Annotated in this window: 16 protein-coding genes and 1 riboswitch; of the genes, 6 read left to right on the forward strand and 10 right to left on the reverse strand. The window is 67.6% G+C overall.

The features are described 5' to 3' along the window. Positions 1–74 precede the first annotated feature (74 nt). Positions 75–446, forward strand: a complete 372-nt coding sequence (locus ACN469_RS30435; protein WP_498773509.1) for an alpha/beta fold hydrolase — start codon at positions 75–77, stop codon at positions 444–446. Beyond that, positions 401–769, forward strand: coding sequence for an alpha/beta fold hydrolase (locus ACN469_RS30440; RefSeq protein ID WP_498773559.1), 369 nt, complete (start codon positions 401–403; stop codon positions 767–769). Before ACN469_RS30435 ends, ACN469_RS30440 begins: the two co-directional genes overlap by 46 nt. A 46-nt stretch (positions 770–815) precedes the next feature. Here the strand turns inward: ACN469_RS30440 and ACN469_RS30445 are convergent, their stop codons facing one another. Continuing rightward, complete coding sequence (locus tag ACN469_RS30445) at positions 816–2,174, reverse strand: amidohydrolase (protein WP_498773511.1); 1,359 nt, start codon at positions 2,172–2,174, stop codon at positions 816–818. A gap of 198 nt (positions 2,175–2,372) precedes the next feature. On the opposite strand from ACN469_RS30445, the gene ACN469_RS30450 reads away from it, so the two are divergent. Beyond that, on the forward strand, positions 2,373–3,434 hold the full coding sequence (locus ACN469_RS30450) for a hypothetical protein (protein WP_498773513.1): 1,062 nt from the start codon (positions 2,373–2,375) through the stop codon (positions 3,432–3,434). On the opposite strand, the gene ACN469_RS30455 is transcribed toward ACN469_RS30450, so the two are convergent. Next, positions 3,412–3,639 carry a helix-turn-helix domain-containing protein gene (locus ACN469_RS30455; RefSeq protein ID WP_498773515.1) on the reverse strand — a complete coding sequence of 76 codons (228 nt, stop codon included), beginning with the start codon at positions 3,637–3,639 and terminating at the stop codon, positions 3,412–3,414. The two genes, ACN469_RS30450 and ACN469_RS30455, sit on opposite strands and share 23 nt — an antisense overlap. Before the next feature lie 232 nt (positions 3,640–3,871). Between ACN469_RS30455 and ACN469_RS30460 the strand changes: the two genes are divergently transcribed. Continuing rightward, positions 3,872–5,260, forward strand: coding sequence for a NosD domain-containing protein (locus tag ACN469_RS30460; protein WP_498773516.1), 1,389 nt, complete (start codon positions 3,872–3,874; stop codon positions 5,258–5,260). A 71-nt stretch (positions 5,261–5,331) separates the two neighbouring features. Here the strand turns inward: ACN469_RS30460 and ACN469_RS30465 are convergent, their stop codons facing one another. The 8 genes from ACN469_RS30465 to ACN469_RS30500 all read right to left on the reverse strand — a co-directional run bounded on the left by ACN469_RS30465 (position 5,332) and on the right by ACN469_RS30500 (position 14,655). Then, on the reverse strand, positions 5,332–6,498 hold the full coding sequence (locus ACN469_RS30465) for a serine/threonine protein kinase (RefSeq protein WP_498773518.1): 1,167 nt from the start codon (positions 6,496–6,498) through the stop codon (positions 5,332–5,334). Positions 6,499–6,659: 161 nt separating this feature from the next. Then, positions 6,660–8,408 carry a serine/threonine protein kinase gene (locus ACN469_RS30470; protein WP_498773520.1) on the reverse strand — a complete coding sequence of 583 codons (1,749 nt, stop codon included), beginning with the start codon at positions 8,406–8,408 and terminating at the stop codon, positions 6,660–6,662. Next, positions 8,405–9,277, reverse strand: coding sequence for a DUF2381 family protein (locus ACN469_RS30475; protein WP_498773522.1), 873 nt, complete (start codon positions 9,275–9,277; stop codon positions 8,405–8,407). The genes ACN469_RS30470 and ACN469_RS30475 overlap by 4 nt, the downstream gene beginning before the upstream one ends. 237 nt (positions 9,278–9,514) lie before the next feature. Beyond that, the gene (locus ACN469_RS30480) at positions 9,515–10,090 is read right to left on the reverse strand and encodes a DUF5953 family protein (protein ID WP_498773524.1); all 576 of its coding nucleotides are present in this window, start codon (positions 10,088–10,090) and stop codon (positions 9,515–9,517) included. Positions 10,091–10,226: 136 nt separating this feature from the next. Further along, on the reverse strand, positions 10,227–10,553 hold the full coding sequence (sugE, locus tag ACN469_RS30485) for a quaternary ammonium compound efflux SMR transporter SugE (protein ID WP_498773526.1): 327 nt from the start codon (positions 10,551–10,553) through the stop codon (positions 10,227–10,229). An 18-nt stretch (positions 10,554–10,571) separates the two neighbouring features. Continuing rightward, positions 10,572–10,631, reverse strand: a riboswitch (guanidine-III (ykkC-III) riboswitch). Positions 10,632–10,710: 79 nt separating this feature from the next. Further along, positions 10,711–11,739: a D-alanine--D-alanine ligase family protein gene (locus tag ACN469_RS30490; RefSeq protein ID WP_498773528.1), complete on the reverse strand. Its 1,029-nt coding sequence runs from the start codon at positions 11,737–11,739 to the stop codon at positions 10,711–10,713. 2 nt (positions 11,740–11,741) lie between these two features. Next, positions 11,742–12,812: a putative zinc-binding metallopeptidase gene (locus ACN469_RS30495; protein ID WP_498773530.1), complete on the reverse strand. Its 1,071-nt coding sequence runs from the start codon at positions 12,810–12,812 to the stop codon at positions 11,742–11,744. A 91-nt stretch (positions 12,813–12,903) separates the two neighbouring features. Continuing rightward, positions 12,904–14,655 carry a SulP family inorganic anion transporter gene (locus ACN469_RS30500; protein ID WP_498773532.1) on the reverse strand — a complete coding sequence of 584 codons (1,752 nt, stop codon included), beginning with the start codon at positions 14,653–14,655 and terminating at the stop codon, positions 12,904–12,906. 219 nt (positions 14,656–14,874) lie between these two features. Between ACN469_RS30500 and ACN469_RS30505 the strand changes: the two genes are divergently transcribed. Both ACN469_RS30505 and ACN469_RS30510 read left to right on the forward strand, forming a co-directional pair. Next, complete coding sequence (locus ACN469_RS30505) at positions 14,875–15,591, forward strand: outer membrane beta-barrel protein (RefSeq protein ID WP_498773534.1); 717 nt, start codon at positions 14,875–14,877, stop codon at positions 15,589–15,591. 106 nt (positions 15,592–15,697) lie between these two features. Further along, positions 15,698–17,533, forward strand: coding sequence for an aspartate:alanine exchanger family transporter (locus ACN469_RS30510; RefSeq protein ID WP_498773536.1), 1,836 nt, complete (start codon positions 15,698–15,700; stop codon positions 17,531–17,533). Positions 17,534–17,542: the final 9 nt, after the last annotated feature.

Below are 17,542 nucleotides of genomic sequence, written 5' to 3' on the forward strand. Positions count from 1 at the left end.
AATCCGGGCGCTCCGGTGCGTGCGTCGCCGTCTATCTTTCTCGGCGGCTCGCTGTTCCAGGAGAAAATTGCACCATGAAGCTCCGTCGCAAGGTCCTCGTCCTCGTTCTCGTCCTCCTCGTCGGGGGCCTCGCGGCCAGCTTCCGGAGGGACGTGTCTCCCTCGGAGCTGGAGTCGCGCTACGCGACAGGTCCCTCGCGCTTCCTGGACGTGGAGGGTCTGCGCATCCACTACCGCGAGCAGGGCCAGGGGCCCACGCTGCTGTTGCTTCACGGCTCCAATTCCTCTCTTTTCACGTGGGAGGGCTGGGTGCGTGAGTTGTCAGAAAACTACCGCGTCATCACCCTGGATCTTCCTGGCCACGGCCTGACGGGGCCGGATGCGCGGGGGCGCGCTGGGTCATCGACCGGAACCTGCGAGCCGTCTACGGAGACCCCTCCCGCGTGACGGAGGCGCTGGTGGAGCAGTACCACGCGCTGCTGCTGCGCGAGGGCAACCGCCAGGCCACGCGCGAGCGGCTGCGGTCGGTCAGCGACGAGACGCGGTGGAAGCATCTGGGCGAGCTGCGCATGCCCACGCTCATCCTCTGGGGCGCGAAGGACACGTGGATTCCGCTGGAGCACGGCCACCGCTTCGCCCGGGACCTCCCCGGCGCCAGGCTCATCGTCTATCCGGAGCTGGGGCACGTCCCCATGGAGGAGGACGCCGCGCGTACCGCCGCGGACCTGCGAAGCTTCCTGGAGGCGTCTTCGGCCCACACGCCCCTGTGAGCCGAGGGGACCGGCGGATGTTCATCAGCCGGCGCCCCCTTCCCTTTCAGTGCAGCCCTTCGGGCTCCGGCTCCTTGCTGGGCTCCTCATCCAGGCACGCCAGGGCGGCGAGCAGCAGCGTCTCGCAGCCGAAGCGCAGGCTGTCGACCGAGGGGTCGAAGCGCGGTGAGTGGTTTGATGGCAGGGCCTGGATCTTCTCCCAGGGCGTCTTGCCAGGCGCCTGCTTCCAGGCGTCGTGAGACGTGCCGCCGAAGAACCAGTAGACGAGCGGCACCGCCGCCTGGGCGTCCTCGGCGGACGTGCGCCCGTCGAAGTAGGGAAAGTCCTCGCTGCCGCTGCCCAGGCCCGTGTCGACGATGCGCTCGGCTCCGAACCAGGCCGCGTGCGCGGCACGGACCCGGGTGAAGTAGGAGTCGTCGTTCACCATCACCCGCGTGTGCTCCATCACCTCGATGTCGGGCGGCTTGGGCGAGCGCCCCGCCTCACACTCCGCCTTCGCCATGCGCGTGATGGCTTCGAGCAGCTGCTTCTGGAGGGCATCTGTCGGCGTGCGCACCGTCATCTCCAGCACCGCCTCGTCGGGGATCACGTTGGAGCGGGAGCCCGCGTGGATGCTGCCCACGGTGATCACCACGCCGCCGCGCGTGAGGTCCACCTCGCGAGAGACGATGCTCTGCAGCCGGGTCACCAGGTACGCGGCGATGACGACGGGGTCCACCGCCGCGTGGGGCTGCGAGCCGTGCCCGCCCTTTCCGAAGATGCGGATGCGCACGTTGGCGGAGGCCATCATGCAGGCCCCGGGATGGTGCCCCAGGAGCCCCACCTCCAGCGGCGCCACGTGCTGGGCAAGCGCCACGTCGGGCTTGCCGAAGCGCTCATACAGTCCGTCTTTCACCATGGCCCGCGCGCCCTGGAGCGTCTCCTCTGCGGGCTGGGCCACCAGCATCAGCGTCCCGCGCCAGTGGGGGCGGGATTGGGCGAGCAGCTCCGCCACGCCCACCAGGCAGGTGATGTGGACGTCATGTCCGCATGCGTGCATCACCGGCACCGTCCCCCCATGAGAATCCTTCACCCTCACATGGCTCGCGTCGGGGCGGCCGGTCTTCTCCTCCACCGGCAGCGCATCCATGTCCGCGCGCAGCAGCACGGTGGGACCCGGACCGTTGCGGAGCACGCCGACGACACCGTAACCGCCGACTCCGGTGGTCACTTCGTAGCCAATGCGCTCCAGCCACTTCGCCACCTTCGCCGAGGTCTGTTCCTCCTGCCTGGACAGCTCGGGGTGCGCGTGTAGATCCCGATAGAACGCCTCCAACCTCGGAGCGAGCTGCTCGTGCGCGAGCGTCAGGTTCGGAAGCCAGGCGTGCGTGGGCTCCGTCCGTTGCAAGGTCTCTGATACTTCCATTCCACATCCTCCCCGGTAGCGGCCGGGAAGATGCCCCTCTCGCGGCGGACGGGAGCGACCATGCCGCGAGGTCCGCGCATCAATGTCCGTGGACCAACGGGCCCGAGGACAAGCGCCGCTTCGCTGTCCTCGCCGCGACGCTCACCGCGCGCGCGGGGGCAATGGTCGAGGGTGGCCTTGTTCCCCACGTTGCCCCAGATGAAGACCGCCATCTTGAGTCTGGGTGTGGTGTTGAGCCTTGTCGCGAGTCCCGCGTTGGCCGAGTCCAAGGAGAGCGAGGCCTGCACCGAGCCGTGCGGCGCGCGCTCCCGTCAGCTCAAGGGACACGTGTTCCAGTTCCCCATGCTCCAGCAGAGCGCGTTCGTCACCACGCACGTGGGCATCCGGGAGGGCATCGCGCGCTACGACATTCCGGACGTCCCGGTGAATGACCTGGAGCCGCTGGATGTCCTGCTGACCGGCGTCCAGCAGACGCTGGACCTGAGCCTGAGCATCACCGACTGGCTGGGCGTCGTCGGCTTTGGCAGGGCGACCATCATCACCGGCACCAACGCGGACAGCCTGCTGGCCTCGGGTGGCACCGTGGACCTGGTGGGGCAGCTCGGCGCGGTGTTGCGGCTCTTGCGCAACGACAAGAGCGGCACGCAGCTCTCCCTGCGGGGACACTTTGGCTACAACAAGGGCCGGGAGATCACCCTGCTCCCGCTGATCAACGCCATCGTGGACACGCCCCAGGTGACGGTGGGCGGCATCATCGACGGCAACCTGGGACAGTTCCTCTTCGTGCCCAACCAGGAGGCGAGCGCCCACGGCGGGCTCTTCGTGGCGCAGTCCTTCGGCCGGGTGTTCTCGCTCCAGGGGTCCGCGTCCGCGGAGTACGCGTGGCAGAAGCGTCGGCCCTTCGACGTCGTCCTCGGGGGACGTTTCGAGCAGGAGACGAATGCGCTGCGCGTCTTCTTCGCGCTCGCGGCGACGTTGGATATCTATCCGGTGACGGCGATTCCGATCGCCATCGTCGGCGAGTATGTCTTCCGGACGGGCTTCCAGGAGCAGGTGAACCGGGATGACCGCACGCTGAGCGACAACACGGTGGGCCTGGGCATCTACTACTCCGGCCGCGCCAACCTCCAGCTCGGGCTCGGCACGGTGGTGACGCTCGACGGCGAGCCGCGCATGGGGTTGGGACAGGCGGGGCGCGCGCTGGAGTCCGGCGATCCGACGCTGAGCTACGGCCAGCTCATCCTCCGCTACATCTGGTGAGCGCATGCCGCAACAAGGCCGCGAGGAGCTCCGCCGGCCCACCGCAGCCCACCTTCTGGCAGGCGCGCGTCCAGTACTGCGAGACTGTCTTGTAGCCAATGCCCAGCTCGCTCGCGATGGTCTTGGTCGCGAGCCCCCGTGCTCCGAGCCGGACCACCTCCGCCTCACGGAAGCTGAGGGCATGTGCCTGTGCGAAGGCGCTCACCGCGCGACTCACCGCGTCCTCATGAGCAGGCCTTGCCACGCCCCGTATATAGGGAGTGATTGGCGCGGGTCCAAGGGCACGGCGGGGCGATGGGTTGGGTCCGAACGGCGCGGTTGTCAATTCGCCCCTCGGGGCTGACCGAAATATTCGGTCAAGCCCTTTCCTGACGCGGTGGACATCTCCATGCCGCCTGCCCTGTCGCCATCGCGCAGCCAGGCAAGGAGACCTCCAGATGAGACGCGCTGCACGCTTGTTGAAGGAAATCCCCCTGACCTGCTCCGCCCTGCTCCTCCTGGGGGTCTCGCCCGCCCTGGCGGCGGAGTACATCGTCAAGAACACGAACGACTCGGGGCCGGACTCCCTGCGGGCGGCCATCATCGACGCCAATGCCAACCCGGGCCCGGACACGATCTCCTTCGACATCCCCGGGCCGGGTGTCCGGACCATCACCGTGCTCTCCGAACTCCCCACCCTCGTGGACACGGTCACCATCGACGGCTCGACCCAGCGCCACTATGCGGGAATGCCTTTGATTCAACTCACGGGCAATGCTGAGTTCGATGGCCTCGCGTTCGAGTCCGAGAGCAACGTCCTTCGGGCGGTGAACATCCAGAACTTCAATACGGGAGTCAGACTGGGCCAAGGCGGAGGCAATACCATCGTCGGGTGCTACCTCGGAACCGATTGGTCTGGACTCAAGGCCAGCGGGAACGCCTTTGGCATTGCCATCGAGTCCTCGTTCAACACCATCGGGGGACTGGGGCTCTATGAGGAGAATGTGATTTCGGGCAACAACACGTTCGGCATCTTCGTGGATGATTCCGCCCACAAGAACGAAATCACTGGAAACCTCATTGGAACAGATGCCACGGGGCAGGCCTCGCTCGGCAACTTCAATTCGGGTGTCTTCCTCTACGGAGGGACGCTCAATGAGCTCACCTACAACGTGATTGCCGGCAACGGTTCAGATGGTGTCTTCATCAACGAAGACGCCCTCTATACGAAGCTCCTCGCGAACAGCATCGGGACCGACGCGCTGGGGCTCAGCCCCCTCGCCAACAAGGGCAGCGGTGTCTTCATCCAGAACGCCTCGTTCACTCAGCTCGGCACCGTCGACGTCGCCAACTCGGGAAACCACATCGCCTACAACGAGAGCGCCGGCGTCACCATCGTCGGCGCGAAGGCGAGGTCCAATACGGTCCGTGGCAACAGGAGCAAGGCGAACGGTGGGAAGGGCATCGACCTGGGCGGCAACGGCGCCACCCCCAATGACTCCCGCGACGAGGACAGTGGCCCCAATAGCTTGCAGAACACGCCGACCATCAGCGAGATCTTCATTGTCGGTTCAACGACTGAAATCTCCGGCAAACTGAGCAGCACCCATTCCCGGGTCTTCACCGTCGACCTCTACAGGAGCCCGGCCTGCCTGTCGGCGAGCAAGGGAGAGAACGACACGACCTACCTGGGGTCGGCGAAGGTGACGACCGACGCCAGCGGCGTGGGGCGCTACAAGCTGACTCACCCGGCGGTGCTGCCCCCGAACTCAGGCGTGACGGCCGTGGCGACCGATGCGGCGGGCAACACGTCGGAGCACGGCGGCTGCAAGAAAGTGGTTCACTGAGGCCCCGCGGTTCGCTGTTCGCGAGCGGGACTCAGTGGGCCCCGCTCGCACCCACCTGACCACCACGGGCATCAGGGACACCCCTGGCTCTTGCTGACCTCGTCGTAGACCTCGCTTCCCCGGGGGCGCCGGATGCCCAGCTCAGCCAGCGCTTCGCCCGACTGCTTCACCAGCGCGAGCAGCTCGGCTTCGGCTTCCTCCTTGCCGAAGACCTCCTCGCCGCCGGTCCATCGGCGCAGGTCCGCCGCCAGCTCGCGTGCCGACGGGTAGCGATCCTCGGGCGACCGTTGAAGCAGCTTGCGCAAGATCAGCCGCAGCCCCTGGGGCAGGTTCTCCGTCAACGCCTCCAGGTCCGCCTGCGTGTAGGTCGCCGCGCGCCAGATGGCGTCTTCCACCAGGGGATGGCATTCCGCGAGCTCGGCCCGTTTGAGGGCACGCCGGACGCGCCCGCGCTGCCGCCTCGACAGCGAATCCTTCACTGCGTCTGTCACATCGTCCGGAGCATCGAGGAGGTTCCTTCCTGTCGCTATCTCGAGCATGACGACGCCGAGCGCGAAGAGGTCCGAGCGCGCGTCGACACACCCGGTCAGCAGCATCTCCGGAGACGAATAGAACGAGTCCCCCAGCGGGCGGCGCACCGTGGAGGAGACGCGGCCGGGCAGGTTCGACAGGGCAAGGCCGAAGTCGGCGAGCTGCACCCCACCCTTCCAGTCAACGAAGAGGGTTCCCACGTCGACGGCGCGGTGGACGATGTGGAGCGGCTTCCCCTGCCCGTCCGTCGCCTCGTGGGCATGCTCCAGGGCGGCGGCGGCACGGGCTCCCACGTAGAGCGCGAACGAGGGCGAGAACCTGCGGCCACACTCTCCGGCGAGCGTCAGCAGCTCGCACACGGAATGCCCGACGGGGTGCTCGGTGATGACGTACCAGGCCCCCTCCGCCTTGTGCAGTCCGTGGACGCGAAGGATGGCCGGATGGTCGAGGAACGTCGCCAGGCGCACCTGCTCTTCCAGCTTCTCCCTGGCCCTCTTGATGCGCGTGGCGTCCTGACTCGGCTGTGCCCCCACCGCCTTGAGCAGCACTCTCCCCCTGGGGTGGTTGCCCTCCAGCGTCCGGCGCCTCGCGACGAGGAGGCTCAGCCCGTGATGCGCCTCCCCCAGGTTGTCGCGGAACTCGTACTTGAAGCCGTCCCTCTCGAAGAGGATCGCCCCTCGGGGAACCGTGAACTCGATGGCCGCCATGCGTGTCCCTCCATTGACGCGGGCACCCATGCTCACGCGCCTTGGGGACGAATACTACCTGGGAGATGGTCCACAAGGGAACTACCCCAGGAGGTCCTGCCGCATCTCGCGAGGGGGTGGCCGATCTCGACCGCCTACCCTGTACGTCACCCGCGAGGGACTCAGGGCCAGCGATCCACGACGACTCCACTGCCTCGGTTCCATGACTTCACCTTTCCATCCTTGAACTCCTTCACATCGCGCTCGACGACGAAGCAGATGGGCTGCTCGTCCTGCCCCGGCAGCTTCACGCGGTCATAGCGAATGATGAGCGCGGGTCCGTCCGCGCGCCCCATCTTGTCGGACAGGTAGTAGGCCCTCCCGTAGAAGCGGGTTCCTGGGGGCACTAATTTCCGCTGGTCATCCGCGATGTTCTTCGGGACGACCCCCACCACGACCTCACCAGCGGTGAACCAGATGTCCTCCTCCTGCCCGTAGCGGTCGTCCAGGACGAGGCTCCATTTGTATTTGAACCGCCAATGGAGATTCTCCAGCATGGCCTCTTCCGCGCCAGCGGGGCAGGTGAACGCCTCGGGCCGTATCTGAGCCCCCGGACAACCCGCCGCCAGTGCCGCGACGAGCGACAACGACGCGCACTCAACGGCGGCGGCGAACTTCTTGGGCATGCGGACTGCGCGTCCTTGGGGCGGCGTCTCGGGCGGCGGGGTCTTCACGGTTGAACCTTCCTTCTGTGCGGCGGCGAGCGCCAGCGCCGGGGCTTCCACGGGAGAGGGAGCAAAGGGGGACATAGCAGGGGGCACCATCCTGGGCGGTGTGGAATGTGGCGCGGGCGCCTCTCGCGAATAGCGCCACAAGGCAGCAGCCGCGACGAGCGCCACGACGCCGACAAAGATGACTCCCCACCTTCCCGCCAGGCGCTGGCGCTCGGTCAGGCCGCCGTGCCACGAACGAGGGGCTGGAACGGCAAGCGACGACGACGCGGCTGGCAGCTCACGGTCGACGTGCTCGGAACGACGCCGTTCCGAGGGCACATGCGCCGGCACGTCGTAGTCGGCGACAGGGTCAGCGCGGAGTGCCGCCAGCTCACGACGAAGCGCTTCGGTGTCGACCGGACGCTTCGTCGGGCTCCGGGACAAGAGGCCTTCGACGAGCTCGCTCAGGGCCTCTGGGACGCGGGCGTTCACCAGACGAGGCGAGCGCGGCACATGGTTCGGGTCGTTCAAGTCGAAGCGCGCGTGCTTCTCCAGCGGACGTGGGTCCGCCAGCAGCTCGTGCAGCATGACGCCGACCGCGAAGATCTCGTCGGCGACCTGAAAGGCATAGCGGGCCCGCGGGTCGTCCTTGTGCTCTCGTAGGAACTTGAACTGTTCGGGCGCGCGATAGCGGTCCGTGCCCGGAGGCAGGCCCCCGTCCGTCAGATCTTCGGCGAGCGCATGGGTCGCACAACTGAAGTCGATGATGACGGGCTCGCCGTCGCTCTTGCGAATCAGGACATTGAGCAGCTTCAAGTCCCGATGCAGCACGCCTCGACCGTGCATGTACGACAGGGCACCGACGAGCTTCTCGAAGACCGCGATGATTTCGCGAAAGGTCGGGTGTTTGCGTTCCGCCCACTCCGCGAGCGTCCAACCCTCCACGTAGTCGAGCGCGAGATAGGCGTGGCCCGTCACCGTGTAGCCATGCCCTTGCGGCCGGACGATGTTGGGGTGGTTCAGCATCAGCAGCGCCGTCAATTCACGCAACGTCCGGGCGTGGGTCTGCTTGAAATCGCCGCTCGTCTCCCGGTGAAGCGCCACCTTGAGCGCGCCGCATCTTCCGTGCTTCTCGCCCAGAAATACGAAGGCAAATCCCCCGTCGCCGATCTGCCTTGAAATCTGCCAGCCGTCGATGAGGGTCTCCAATAGCGTCATCGGGTCTTCTCCCCACCGGACTTGCGCAGGCGGACGTCCAGAATCGTGAGCTGACGGCCCCCGTCCCCGCGCACGTCCACGGTGAAGACGAGGTTCGCATTCGACTCAGGGATTTCAATGACCGCGAGAACGCGTCCGCCCTCACCCGGAGGAATCGCCCCCTTCTTGTCTGTCACGATCCGCGCCCGCAAAGGCATGCCAACCCGCCCCGTGAACGTCGCCTCGCGGGGAGTCCAGGCCGGTTGATCGGCCTTGTTCCTGATGTGCATCTCCACCAGAAACCAGCCCTTGCCCTGATAGGAGCTGATCCTTTCAGTAGAGAGCCCCTGTGCGGCATCCACAGCGTCCCGGACGGCGGAGGATGTGACGACGCCTTCAGCGTCCACGTAGCCGAGCCACACGAAGTCCTCCGGCTTCGGCACGGGCGGTGAAACGTCGGCCTGACAGGGCACGGACCGAGGCTCGGGGCGCTGGACGTCGATCCGCGAGTCCACGTCGCCCGGGTGGGTCACGAGCACGAAGGCGGCGCGCGCTGGCGTCCCGCCGTCGGCGAAGAACAGCCCGAGTTCCTGCCGCTCGCCCTCACGGAGGTCGGCAACGGGCTGAACGATGACCGACCGCTCCCCCGCGTCCAGGACACGGATTCGGGACTCGTCGAAGGTCAGGGACTTCTTCAGGATGGGAGAGGAGAAGAGAAACACCGTCGGGGTGTCTCCCGCGACATGGACGACGGGCAGCGGTTCGGTGGGCGCGCTGGCGACAGTCACGGGGCGTTCCCGCCTGACGCGCCCTCCAGGCAAGGGCTCAGCCGCGGCGGCGACTCCCGCCACGAGCGCGAGCACGAGGGCCAATCTGAAAGGTTGGAGCAACGGTGCGTGACCTCCCGAATAGGGAGGCTACCACCCAGGGCACGCGCGCAGGCGGGCTCTTATCTGCGCTGGCACGGGAATCCACGCCTCGCCGCGCGCCCCAGCCGCTCCTACGCTTCCCTCCCATGTCCAATCCGGTTCCGACACGGCGTGGGGCTCTCCTCCGTCCACGCCACACTGGGCAGGAGCCGCAGCAACACCACGGCCCAGCTTCAACGCACGCCCCTCGATCCGAACTCAGCGAGGGGGCACGCGCCCGCCGATTTCCGGGAAGCGTTCGTAGGCACGCAAGAGCGCCTCCAGGTGTAAGGGGTTGTCGAGGTCGAGCGGCGTCTCAGTGAGTCGAACGACCCACCCGCCCGTCGCAGTGCGCCGCGCCCGAGAAAGGAGCGCTGCGTCGCGGGCAGGGTCCGGGAACCCGATGGCCTGTGCGGTGGCTGCCGACCAGTAGTTCAACCACCCGAGATAATGGGGAATCTCAGGCGAGTGGATGTGCTTGGGAAGGCTTAGCGCTGGGAGCCCGCGGGGCGGAACATGCGGCTGGTCCATCGAGTGGCGAAACTGTTTCGCTACCTCCGGCGCCACTCCGTCTGGCAACACACGCCGTGGGAACTCCCCACTCACCGCCGCCTCCGCGAGCCACCCATCGCGTTGAGGCAACGCGATAGGCCGCCCCGCCTCTGACAGCTTCCACTCCAAGCGCACACCTGAGTGCGCCCGTTCGATTCCCTGGACAACCGCGAGCGTGCGACCGTCGTTGTCCACAAGCGCAGGCGCGAAGACGATATGGATGAGGGTTCTCTGCTTGGTCATCGCTTGCACCCAGTCACGACGATGAGGCTCCGGTCCTCCCGCTGAAGCGCGTCTTTGTGCACTTGGAGCCAGTGCTCCCGTGTGCCCCTCCAGCATGAATCGAGGAGGCACACGGGAGCACGGCGAGAGACGAGCTTCAGTGCCCCGCGCCGCTGGTGGCCTTCAGTCCGATGATGGCGACCAGCAGCATGGAGAGGAACAGGATGCGCAGCGGGGAGATGGGCTCATGGAAGAGCACCACGCCGAGCACCGCCGCGCCGAGCGCTCCGATGCCCACCCACACAGCGTAGGCCGTGCCGATGGGCAAGGTCTTCGCCGCCGTGGACAACAAGAACATGCTGGCGACGATGGCCACGCCCGTGAGGACGCTGGGGACAAGACGGGTGAAGCCCTCGGTGTACTTGAGGCCAATGGCCCAGCACACCTCAAGCAGCCCCGCGATGAGGAGAATGATCCACGCCATGACGTACGACTCCTGAGATGGGCGTCGTCTTGTCGTGACCGGGTACGGCGCACCTCGTCCGGGCCCGCTGAACCCACCCTGGGTACCGCGGACGGCGAGGTCTATAGCGCCTCGCCCCTCTGGCTTCAACGTCCTCGATTCCGCGGGGATTCCCCCATCACCCCTGCGACACGGACGGGGCCTCCGGCGCGGGCGTCGCCTTGGTGCGCGGAGCCACCTGCCGCTGCATCGCGGTGTCGGCGATGCGACGGATGAGCGCCGGATAGGACAGCCCCCGCTCCTTCGCGCCGAGCGCCACCTCGCACTGCGCCTCCAGGTAGGGGTTCGGATTCACCTCCAGGAGGAACGGGTCCTTCGTGCCGCTGGAGACCCGGAAGTCGATGCGCGCGTAGTCACGCAGCTTGAGCGCGCGGAACGCGGTGATGGCGGCGCGGGAGATGCGCCCGAGCAGCTCATCCGACAAATCCGTGGGCAACACCAACCTCGGGCTGCCCGCCGTCTCCGGGCCGAACTTCACCTCGCGGTTGGCGATCTTCATCCGCTTGCGGCTCCACTTCTTGCCGAAGTCCAGCTCCACCACCGGGAGCACCTCGGGCCGCGTGGGGTCGCCCAGCACGCCCACGTACAGCTCGCGCCCCTCGATGAACTCCTCCGCGAGCGCCTCGTCACCGAACTCCTCTTGAATCCTCCGCACCCGCCGCGCCAGGCCCTCCAGGTCCTTCTCCACGCCCAGGCCCAGTGACGCATCCGAGCGCACCGGCTTCACCACCACCGGGAAGCGCAAGTCACCGCTCGTCTGCAACGACGCTCCGTCGAACGTGGCGAACCGGGGCGTGAGCACCCCGTGGTACTGGAGCAGCTGCTTGGTGAGGACCTTGTCCTGCGCCAGCAACAACCCCGCGGTGCCGGAGCCCGTGAAGGGCACGCGCGCCAGCTCCAACATCGCGGCGACGTTGACCTCCAGCCGGTAGTCATCCGCGAACGTCTCGCAGATGTTGAAGACCAGGTCGGCGCGACTGCGGCCCACCAGGCGGACCAGGTCGGACACGCTCTCGTCCACGCCAATGGCCACCGTCTCGTGTCCCCCCTCCTCGAGCGCGGCTCTCACCTGCCCCATCACGGGGTCCGGCGGCTCTCCCTTGGGCTGATAGTGGAGGACCGCGATACGCCAGGGGCCAGGGGCCATGTTCACTCCTCGAAGAAGCGGTCGGTGTAGAGGTGGTTCATCGCCAGGGCCGTCACCAGCGAGGCGATGCGCAGCGCGGCCTCCCGGCTGTCATCGGGATGAAGCGTGAGTCCCAGGGACGCGGTCCTGTCTCCCAGGTGGTCCAGCAGCGCGCGCACCACGCTCGGGCTGACGCCGGTGTAGTGGCTCACGCTCGACAGGAGCCGCTGCCGCTCGGCGCGCACCAGCGTCTCCGCGCGCACGGGCGCCACGCCGGGCCCCTCGAAGATGTCCTCCAGGAACTGGTCGAACGCGTCGCGCAGCTCCAGGTCCACCTTCTCGTCCAGCTCCCGCTGTCGGTAGTGGTCGAGGACGGTGCCCTCCATCTCCTCCGTCGTCAGGTCCGGCTGGGCCAGTTGGACGAGCGGCGGCGTGCGACCCAGCCGCGCCACCGTCTCCTCCACGTACTGGAGCTTCCGCAGCGCGCCCCAGCCCTGGTAGCGCTTGCGCCAGTCACTGTCCGGTGTGAGCCACACCGCGAACGTCTCCGCGAAGTCCTCGTCCGGGTGCTTCTGCGCGTACCACCCCGCGATGTGGTGGACGTAGCGCCGGGAGAAGGGCCGCGCCTTGTAGTCGTCCCGATACGGCCGCGAGTAGTCCCCGAACAGCTTGCGCCACTCCTCCGTCTCGTAGAGCTGGTAGGCGTAGTTGAAGGCGTGTCCGGCCTCATGGCGCAGGTACATGAGGATCTCCCCTTCCGTCTCCACGCTGCCGCCCAGCTCCGCCTCGATGGAGTGCAGGTCCGGGTCCGCCAGGTAGAACGGCACGCCGATGACGGGCACACCGGAGGGACAGCCCCACTCGTCGGACAGGTAGCACTGGGGCTTGAAGGAGATGCCTCGCGCCTCCAGCTCCGCGTGGAGCTGGTCGATGTGCCGCTCCAGCGGAGTCCCCGACAGCCGCAGCGACAGGTCCTTGATGCGGGCCTGGAGGAGCTGCTCACGCCGAGCAGGAAGTCCGCCGCGTCCGTCGCCCTGCTGGGCCGGATGCTTCTCGCGCAGGAGGGCCGCGGGATGGGAAGGAGGAGTCCACATGCCCTCTTCTAGATAAGAAGCCTGGAGCCAGGCGGGCAGCCCGGGGCACGCGCCCGGCAGGCAGCCAGTCGAGGCCCCGCCATGTCGCTCGTCAATGAAGGGCCGGTGGCGACGGGGGCTCTGGCGTGGGGCGCACGCCACCACCGCTCTGCTGGAAGCGGGCCACGGCGGCTTCGACGGTGAGGTAGACGTTCTCCTCGCCCAGCCGCTCCATCATCCCCGTGCGCCGCAGCATTCCTCGCAGCGGCGCGTTCGCATCGGCGATGACCAGGGCGATGCCCTCGGCCTCCAGCTCTCGGCGCAGCTTCTCCAGGCCCTCGGCGGCGGTGATGTCCAGGTCGAACACGGCGCTCGCGTCCAGCACCACCTCGCGCACCGGCGGCGACGCCTCGGCGATCAACGCGCGAAGCTGCTCCCGGAGGTGGCGGGCATTCGCGAAGAACATGGGCGCATCGAAGCGATAGACGAGGAGCCCCGGCAGCGTGTGCGTGCCCGCGTGGCGGGAGACGTCGTGCCAGCCGGGCACGCCCTCGCGCTCGCCGAGGACGGCGTCATGGGGATGCGCCGCGCGACGGATGAGGTCCCCCAGGGCCAGCGCCACGGCGATGAGGATGCCCTGGAGGATGCCGAGCACCACCACGCCCAGCGTGGTCGCCACCGCGAGCATCGCCTCCACGCGCCGCACCCGCCACAGCTCGGCGATGGCGCCCACGTCCATCAGGTACACGGCCGCGACGATGACGATGCCTCCGAGCGTCACCAGCGGGAGGTTCTGGAGCAGCGGCGTGAAGAACAGCGCGAACACGGCGACCAGCACGGCGGCGATGACACCCACGAGCTGCGACTTGCCACCCATGGCGTCATTGACGGCGGTGCGAGAGTCGCTGCCCGTCACCGGAAAGCCCTGCGTGAAGGCGTTGGCCAGGTTCGCGGCGGCCTGCCCGATCAGCTCCTGGTTGCCGTCCAGGCGATAGCCGTGCTTGTCCGCGTAGAGGCGGCCCGCGAGCACGGAGCTGGCGTAGTTGACCAGCGCGAGGCTCAGCGCGGCCGGGAGCAAGGCCCGGACATCGGAGAAGCCCACCGAGGGCAGCCCCAGCGACGGCGGCGTGGCGGCGATGGGCCCGACGACCTTCACGCCTCCGTGCTGGAGCTGGAACACCTCGGCGAGCCCGGTGGTGAGCACCACGAGGATGAGCGGCCCTGGCAGCTTCGGCAGGAAGCGTCGCAGGAGCACCAGGACGGCGACGATGCCCAGTCCGAGCAGCAGCGTGGGCACATGCGTCCGGCTCAAGCCTCGGCCCACCTCCAGCAGCTGGCCTGGAAAGTCATCGGCCTTGCGCTCCAGGCCGAACATCCGCGAGAGCTGACTGCCGATGATGATGAGCGCCGCGCCATTGGTGTAGCCGATGAGGATGGGCTTGGAGAGGAAGTCCGCGAGCGCTCCCGTCTTGAACAGGCCCGCGGCGAGGCTGATGAGCCCCACCATCATCGCCAGGAGCGCGGCGAGCGACGCATACCGCGCGGGGTCCCCACCCGCCGCGACACCGCCCAGCGCGCTCGCGGCGATGATGGCCGCGCCAGCCTCGGGGCCGAGCATCAGGTGCCGGGAGGGACCGAACAGCGCGTACGCCAGCATGGCGATGACGCCCGCATACAGGCCAGCGGCGGGCCTGACGCCGACTATCTGCGCGTAGGCCAGGCCTTGAGGCACCAGCATGGCGCCAATCGTCACCGCGGAGAGCAGGTCCGGCCGCAGCCAGGACCTCGAGTAGCCCTCCATCCAGCGCAGGCCCGGGACGTACCGTCGTGCGCTCCGCCATCCGCTTGTCGCCGTGAGCTTCATCGTCGTCTCGCATCGCTCCGGTGGGAACCCGCGCACTGACGATGCGTCGCTCGCGAGTCGTCCGCACGGTCCGCCAGGGAGGGGCAGGCACGCGGGGCGCGCGCACTGCTCGCGAGCCAACGCGGAAGGGGCCCGCGAGGGTCCGGCGAGCCCGGGACGCTCCGGGCCCGCGCGCCGCCACGTCCCCAGCTTCAGCCGACCATGACAGGAGGGGGTTCCATGCCTCGGTACTTCGCCATGTCCGTCTTGTTGTTCTCACTGCTCGCCGCGCCGCCTGCCCTGGGAGGAACGTTGAGACAGGCGGCCGAATCCACGTCGGGCTTCATCGAGGAAGAGCCGCCCGTGGCCGGCAGCTTCACATTCAACCTGGGAGTGGGCGTCGTCTTCCCGACCTTCGAGACCAACAGCCGGTTCAAGGAGGGCTGGGCCTTCCTGCTCGGCGCGGGCTACCACCTCACCGAGCACATCGGCGTCGTCGCGGAGTACCAGTACAGCGACTACGACCTGGAGAGCGACCTCCTCGCGGACACGAGCTTCTCCGGCGACCACATCATGCAGTACGGAGATCTCAACCTGCTCATCGGCGTCTCTCCTCGCGGGCGGTTCGGGCTGTATCTCACTGGAGGCCCGGGCCTGTACTACCGCAAGGTGGAGGTCACCCAGTTCGCCGGCGCGGCCGTCGTCCCTGTCTGCGACCCGTGGCTGCTCTTCTGCGACACCGAGGTGGTGGGAGTGGACACCGTCATCGGCTCGCGCAGCTCCACGGACTTCGGGTTGAACGGTGGCGTGGGTGTCTCCTATCGCGTCTATGGACCGATGCGCGTCTATCTGGAGGCGCGCTACCACTACATCTTCGGCCCCGAATACCAGACGGCCACGGGCGCGCGCCGGGCGAACGGCCAGTACCTTCCCATCAACCTGGGCCTGCGCTTCTGACGCTTCGGCGGCGGGCGCTGGCCTTCATGCCCGCCGCTCCCCGCGGGGCACCTCCTTCGAGGAGGGCCACGCACCAACCTGGATTGAAACCTGGAGGGACGCTCGCATGAGAAGCCAAGCGCGCCATGCCGCCATTCTCGCGGGAGCCGCCGTCGTTGGACTGGCGTTCATCGCCTTCGCACAGGGGCAAGCCACGCCTCCGGTGCAGCCACAGCCGCACGGAGTCTTCGGCGCAATCCTGGACTACATGCGCCGCCAGCCCTTCATCCTGATGTTCCTCGTGGTGGCCGCGGGCTATGCGCTCGGCGAGGTGAAGGTGAAGGGCGTGGGCATGGGCTCGACAGCGGCGACGCTGCTCCTCGCGCTCATCGTCAGCTTCTGGGCCTTCCAATCCCACAAGATTGAGTACTCCCTGCCGGAGTTCACCAGCACGGTGTTCTTCAACCTCTTCATCTTCGCCATCGGCATGAAGGTGGGGCCACAGTTCCTTGGCGGTATCCACCGGGAGGGCAAGCACCTCATCATCCTCGCGCTGTTGGTGCCGCTGCTGTCCTCGGCCCTCGTCTATGCGTCGCGCTACTTCACGCATCTGGCACCGGGCCTGCTGGCCGGCATCCTCTCCGGCGCGAACACGGCCACGCCGGGCTTCGGCGCGGCGCAGGCGGCGCTGGCCAGTGGCTCCGCGGCGCTGACGGGAGAAGCGGCGCGCGCGGCACCGGGCAACCTCACCACGTCGTACGCGTTCCTCTACTGCATCAGCATGGTGGTCTTCACCGTGTTGATGTCGGTGATGCCCAAGATGTTCGGCAAGGACGCGGTGGCGGACGGCAAGGAGATGGAGAAGGAGCTCGCGGGTGAGGACTCCGCGCCGCTGCCGGGCACGGCGGAGTCGTTCATGCGGGGCTACATGCCGTTGGACCTGCGGGTCTTCCGCGTGGAGAACCCGGCGTTGGAGGGGCGCACGGTGGCGGACCTGGACCATGCGCATCCCCGGGTGGCCATCGAGCGCGTCTACCACAAGGGGCGCGTCTACAACCCGCCACCGGACCTGGTGCTGAATCGCGGTGACGAGGTGGCGATGCTCGGGCCGGTGTCCCTGCTGCTGGCGGGCGGGCCGCACATCGGGCCGGAGGTGGATGACTCGAAGCTGCGCAACGTGAAGTTCGACACGGTGGAGGTCATCGTCCAGAACAAGGACGTCATCGGGAAGACGCTGGGGCAGCTGGCGCTGAAGATGGGCCACGGCATCTACCTCAGCGCCCTCTTCCGGGCGGGTGACCAGCTCCCGGTGAGCCGGGACCAGGCGGTCAACAAGGGCGACGTGCTGCGCATCACCGGCAGTCCCAAGCGGGTGTCGGAGCTGAGCAAGGTGGTGGGGCCCCTGGTGAAGCCCAGCCTGTCCACGGACATCATCACGCTGGGCCTGGGGCTCGCGGCGGGTGCGATGCTGGGGGCCATCACGGTCCCCATGTTCGGCGTCCAGTTCAGCCTGGGCTCGGCGGTGGGCCTGCTCATCGTCAGCATCGGGTTGAGCATCCTGCGCACGCACAACCCGGCGCTCGGCGGTCCGTTTCCGGAGCCCGCGCGGCAGTTGCTCGAGGATGTCGGGCTGAACGTCTTCATCGCCATCCTGGGGTTGAACTCGGGAGCGGGTGTGGCGCACGCCATCGAGGGCGGCCTCTTGGGGCCCACTCTCATCATCGGCTCCATCGCGGCCTTCGTTCCTCCCATCATCGGGTGGATGGTGGGTCAGTACATCTTCAAGATGAACAGCGCGGTGTTGATGGGCGCCATCGCCGGAGCGCGCTGCAACAGCGCCGGCATGCGAGCCGCGCAGGAAGCGTCGAAGAGCATTGTCCCGGCGATTGGCTATCCGGTGACGTTCGCCATCTCGAACCTGTTGCTCACCCTCATCTGCTACCTGTTCGCCCTGATGGGCTGAGGAGGAACT

The sequence above is a fragment of the Corallococcus terminator genome, from assembly GCF_049194865.1.
In the GTDB taxonomy this organism is placed as follows: domain Bacteria; phylum Myxococcota; class Myxococcia; order Myxococcales; family Myxococcaceae; genus Myxococcus; species Myxococcus terminator_A.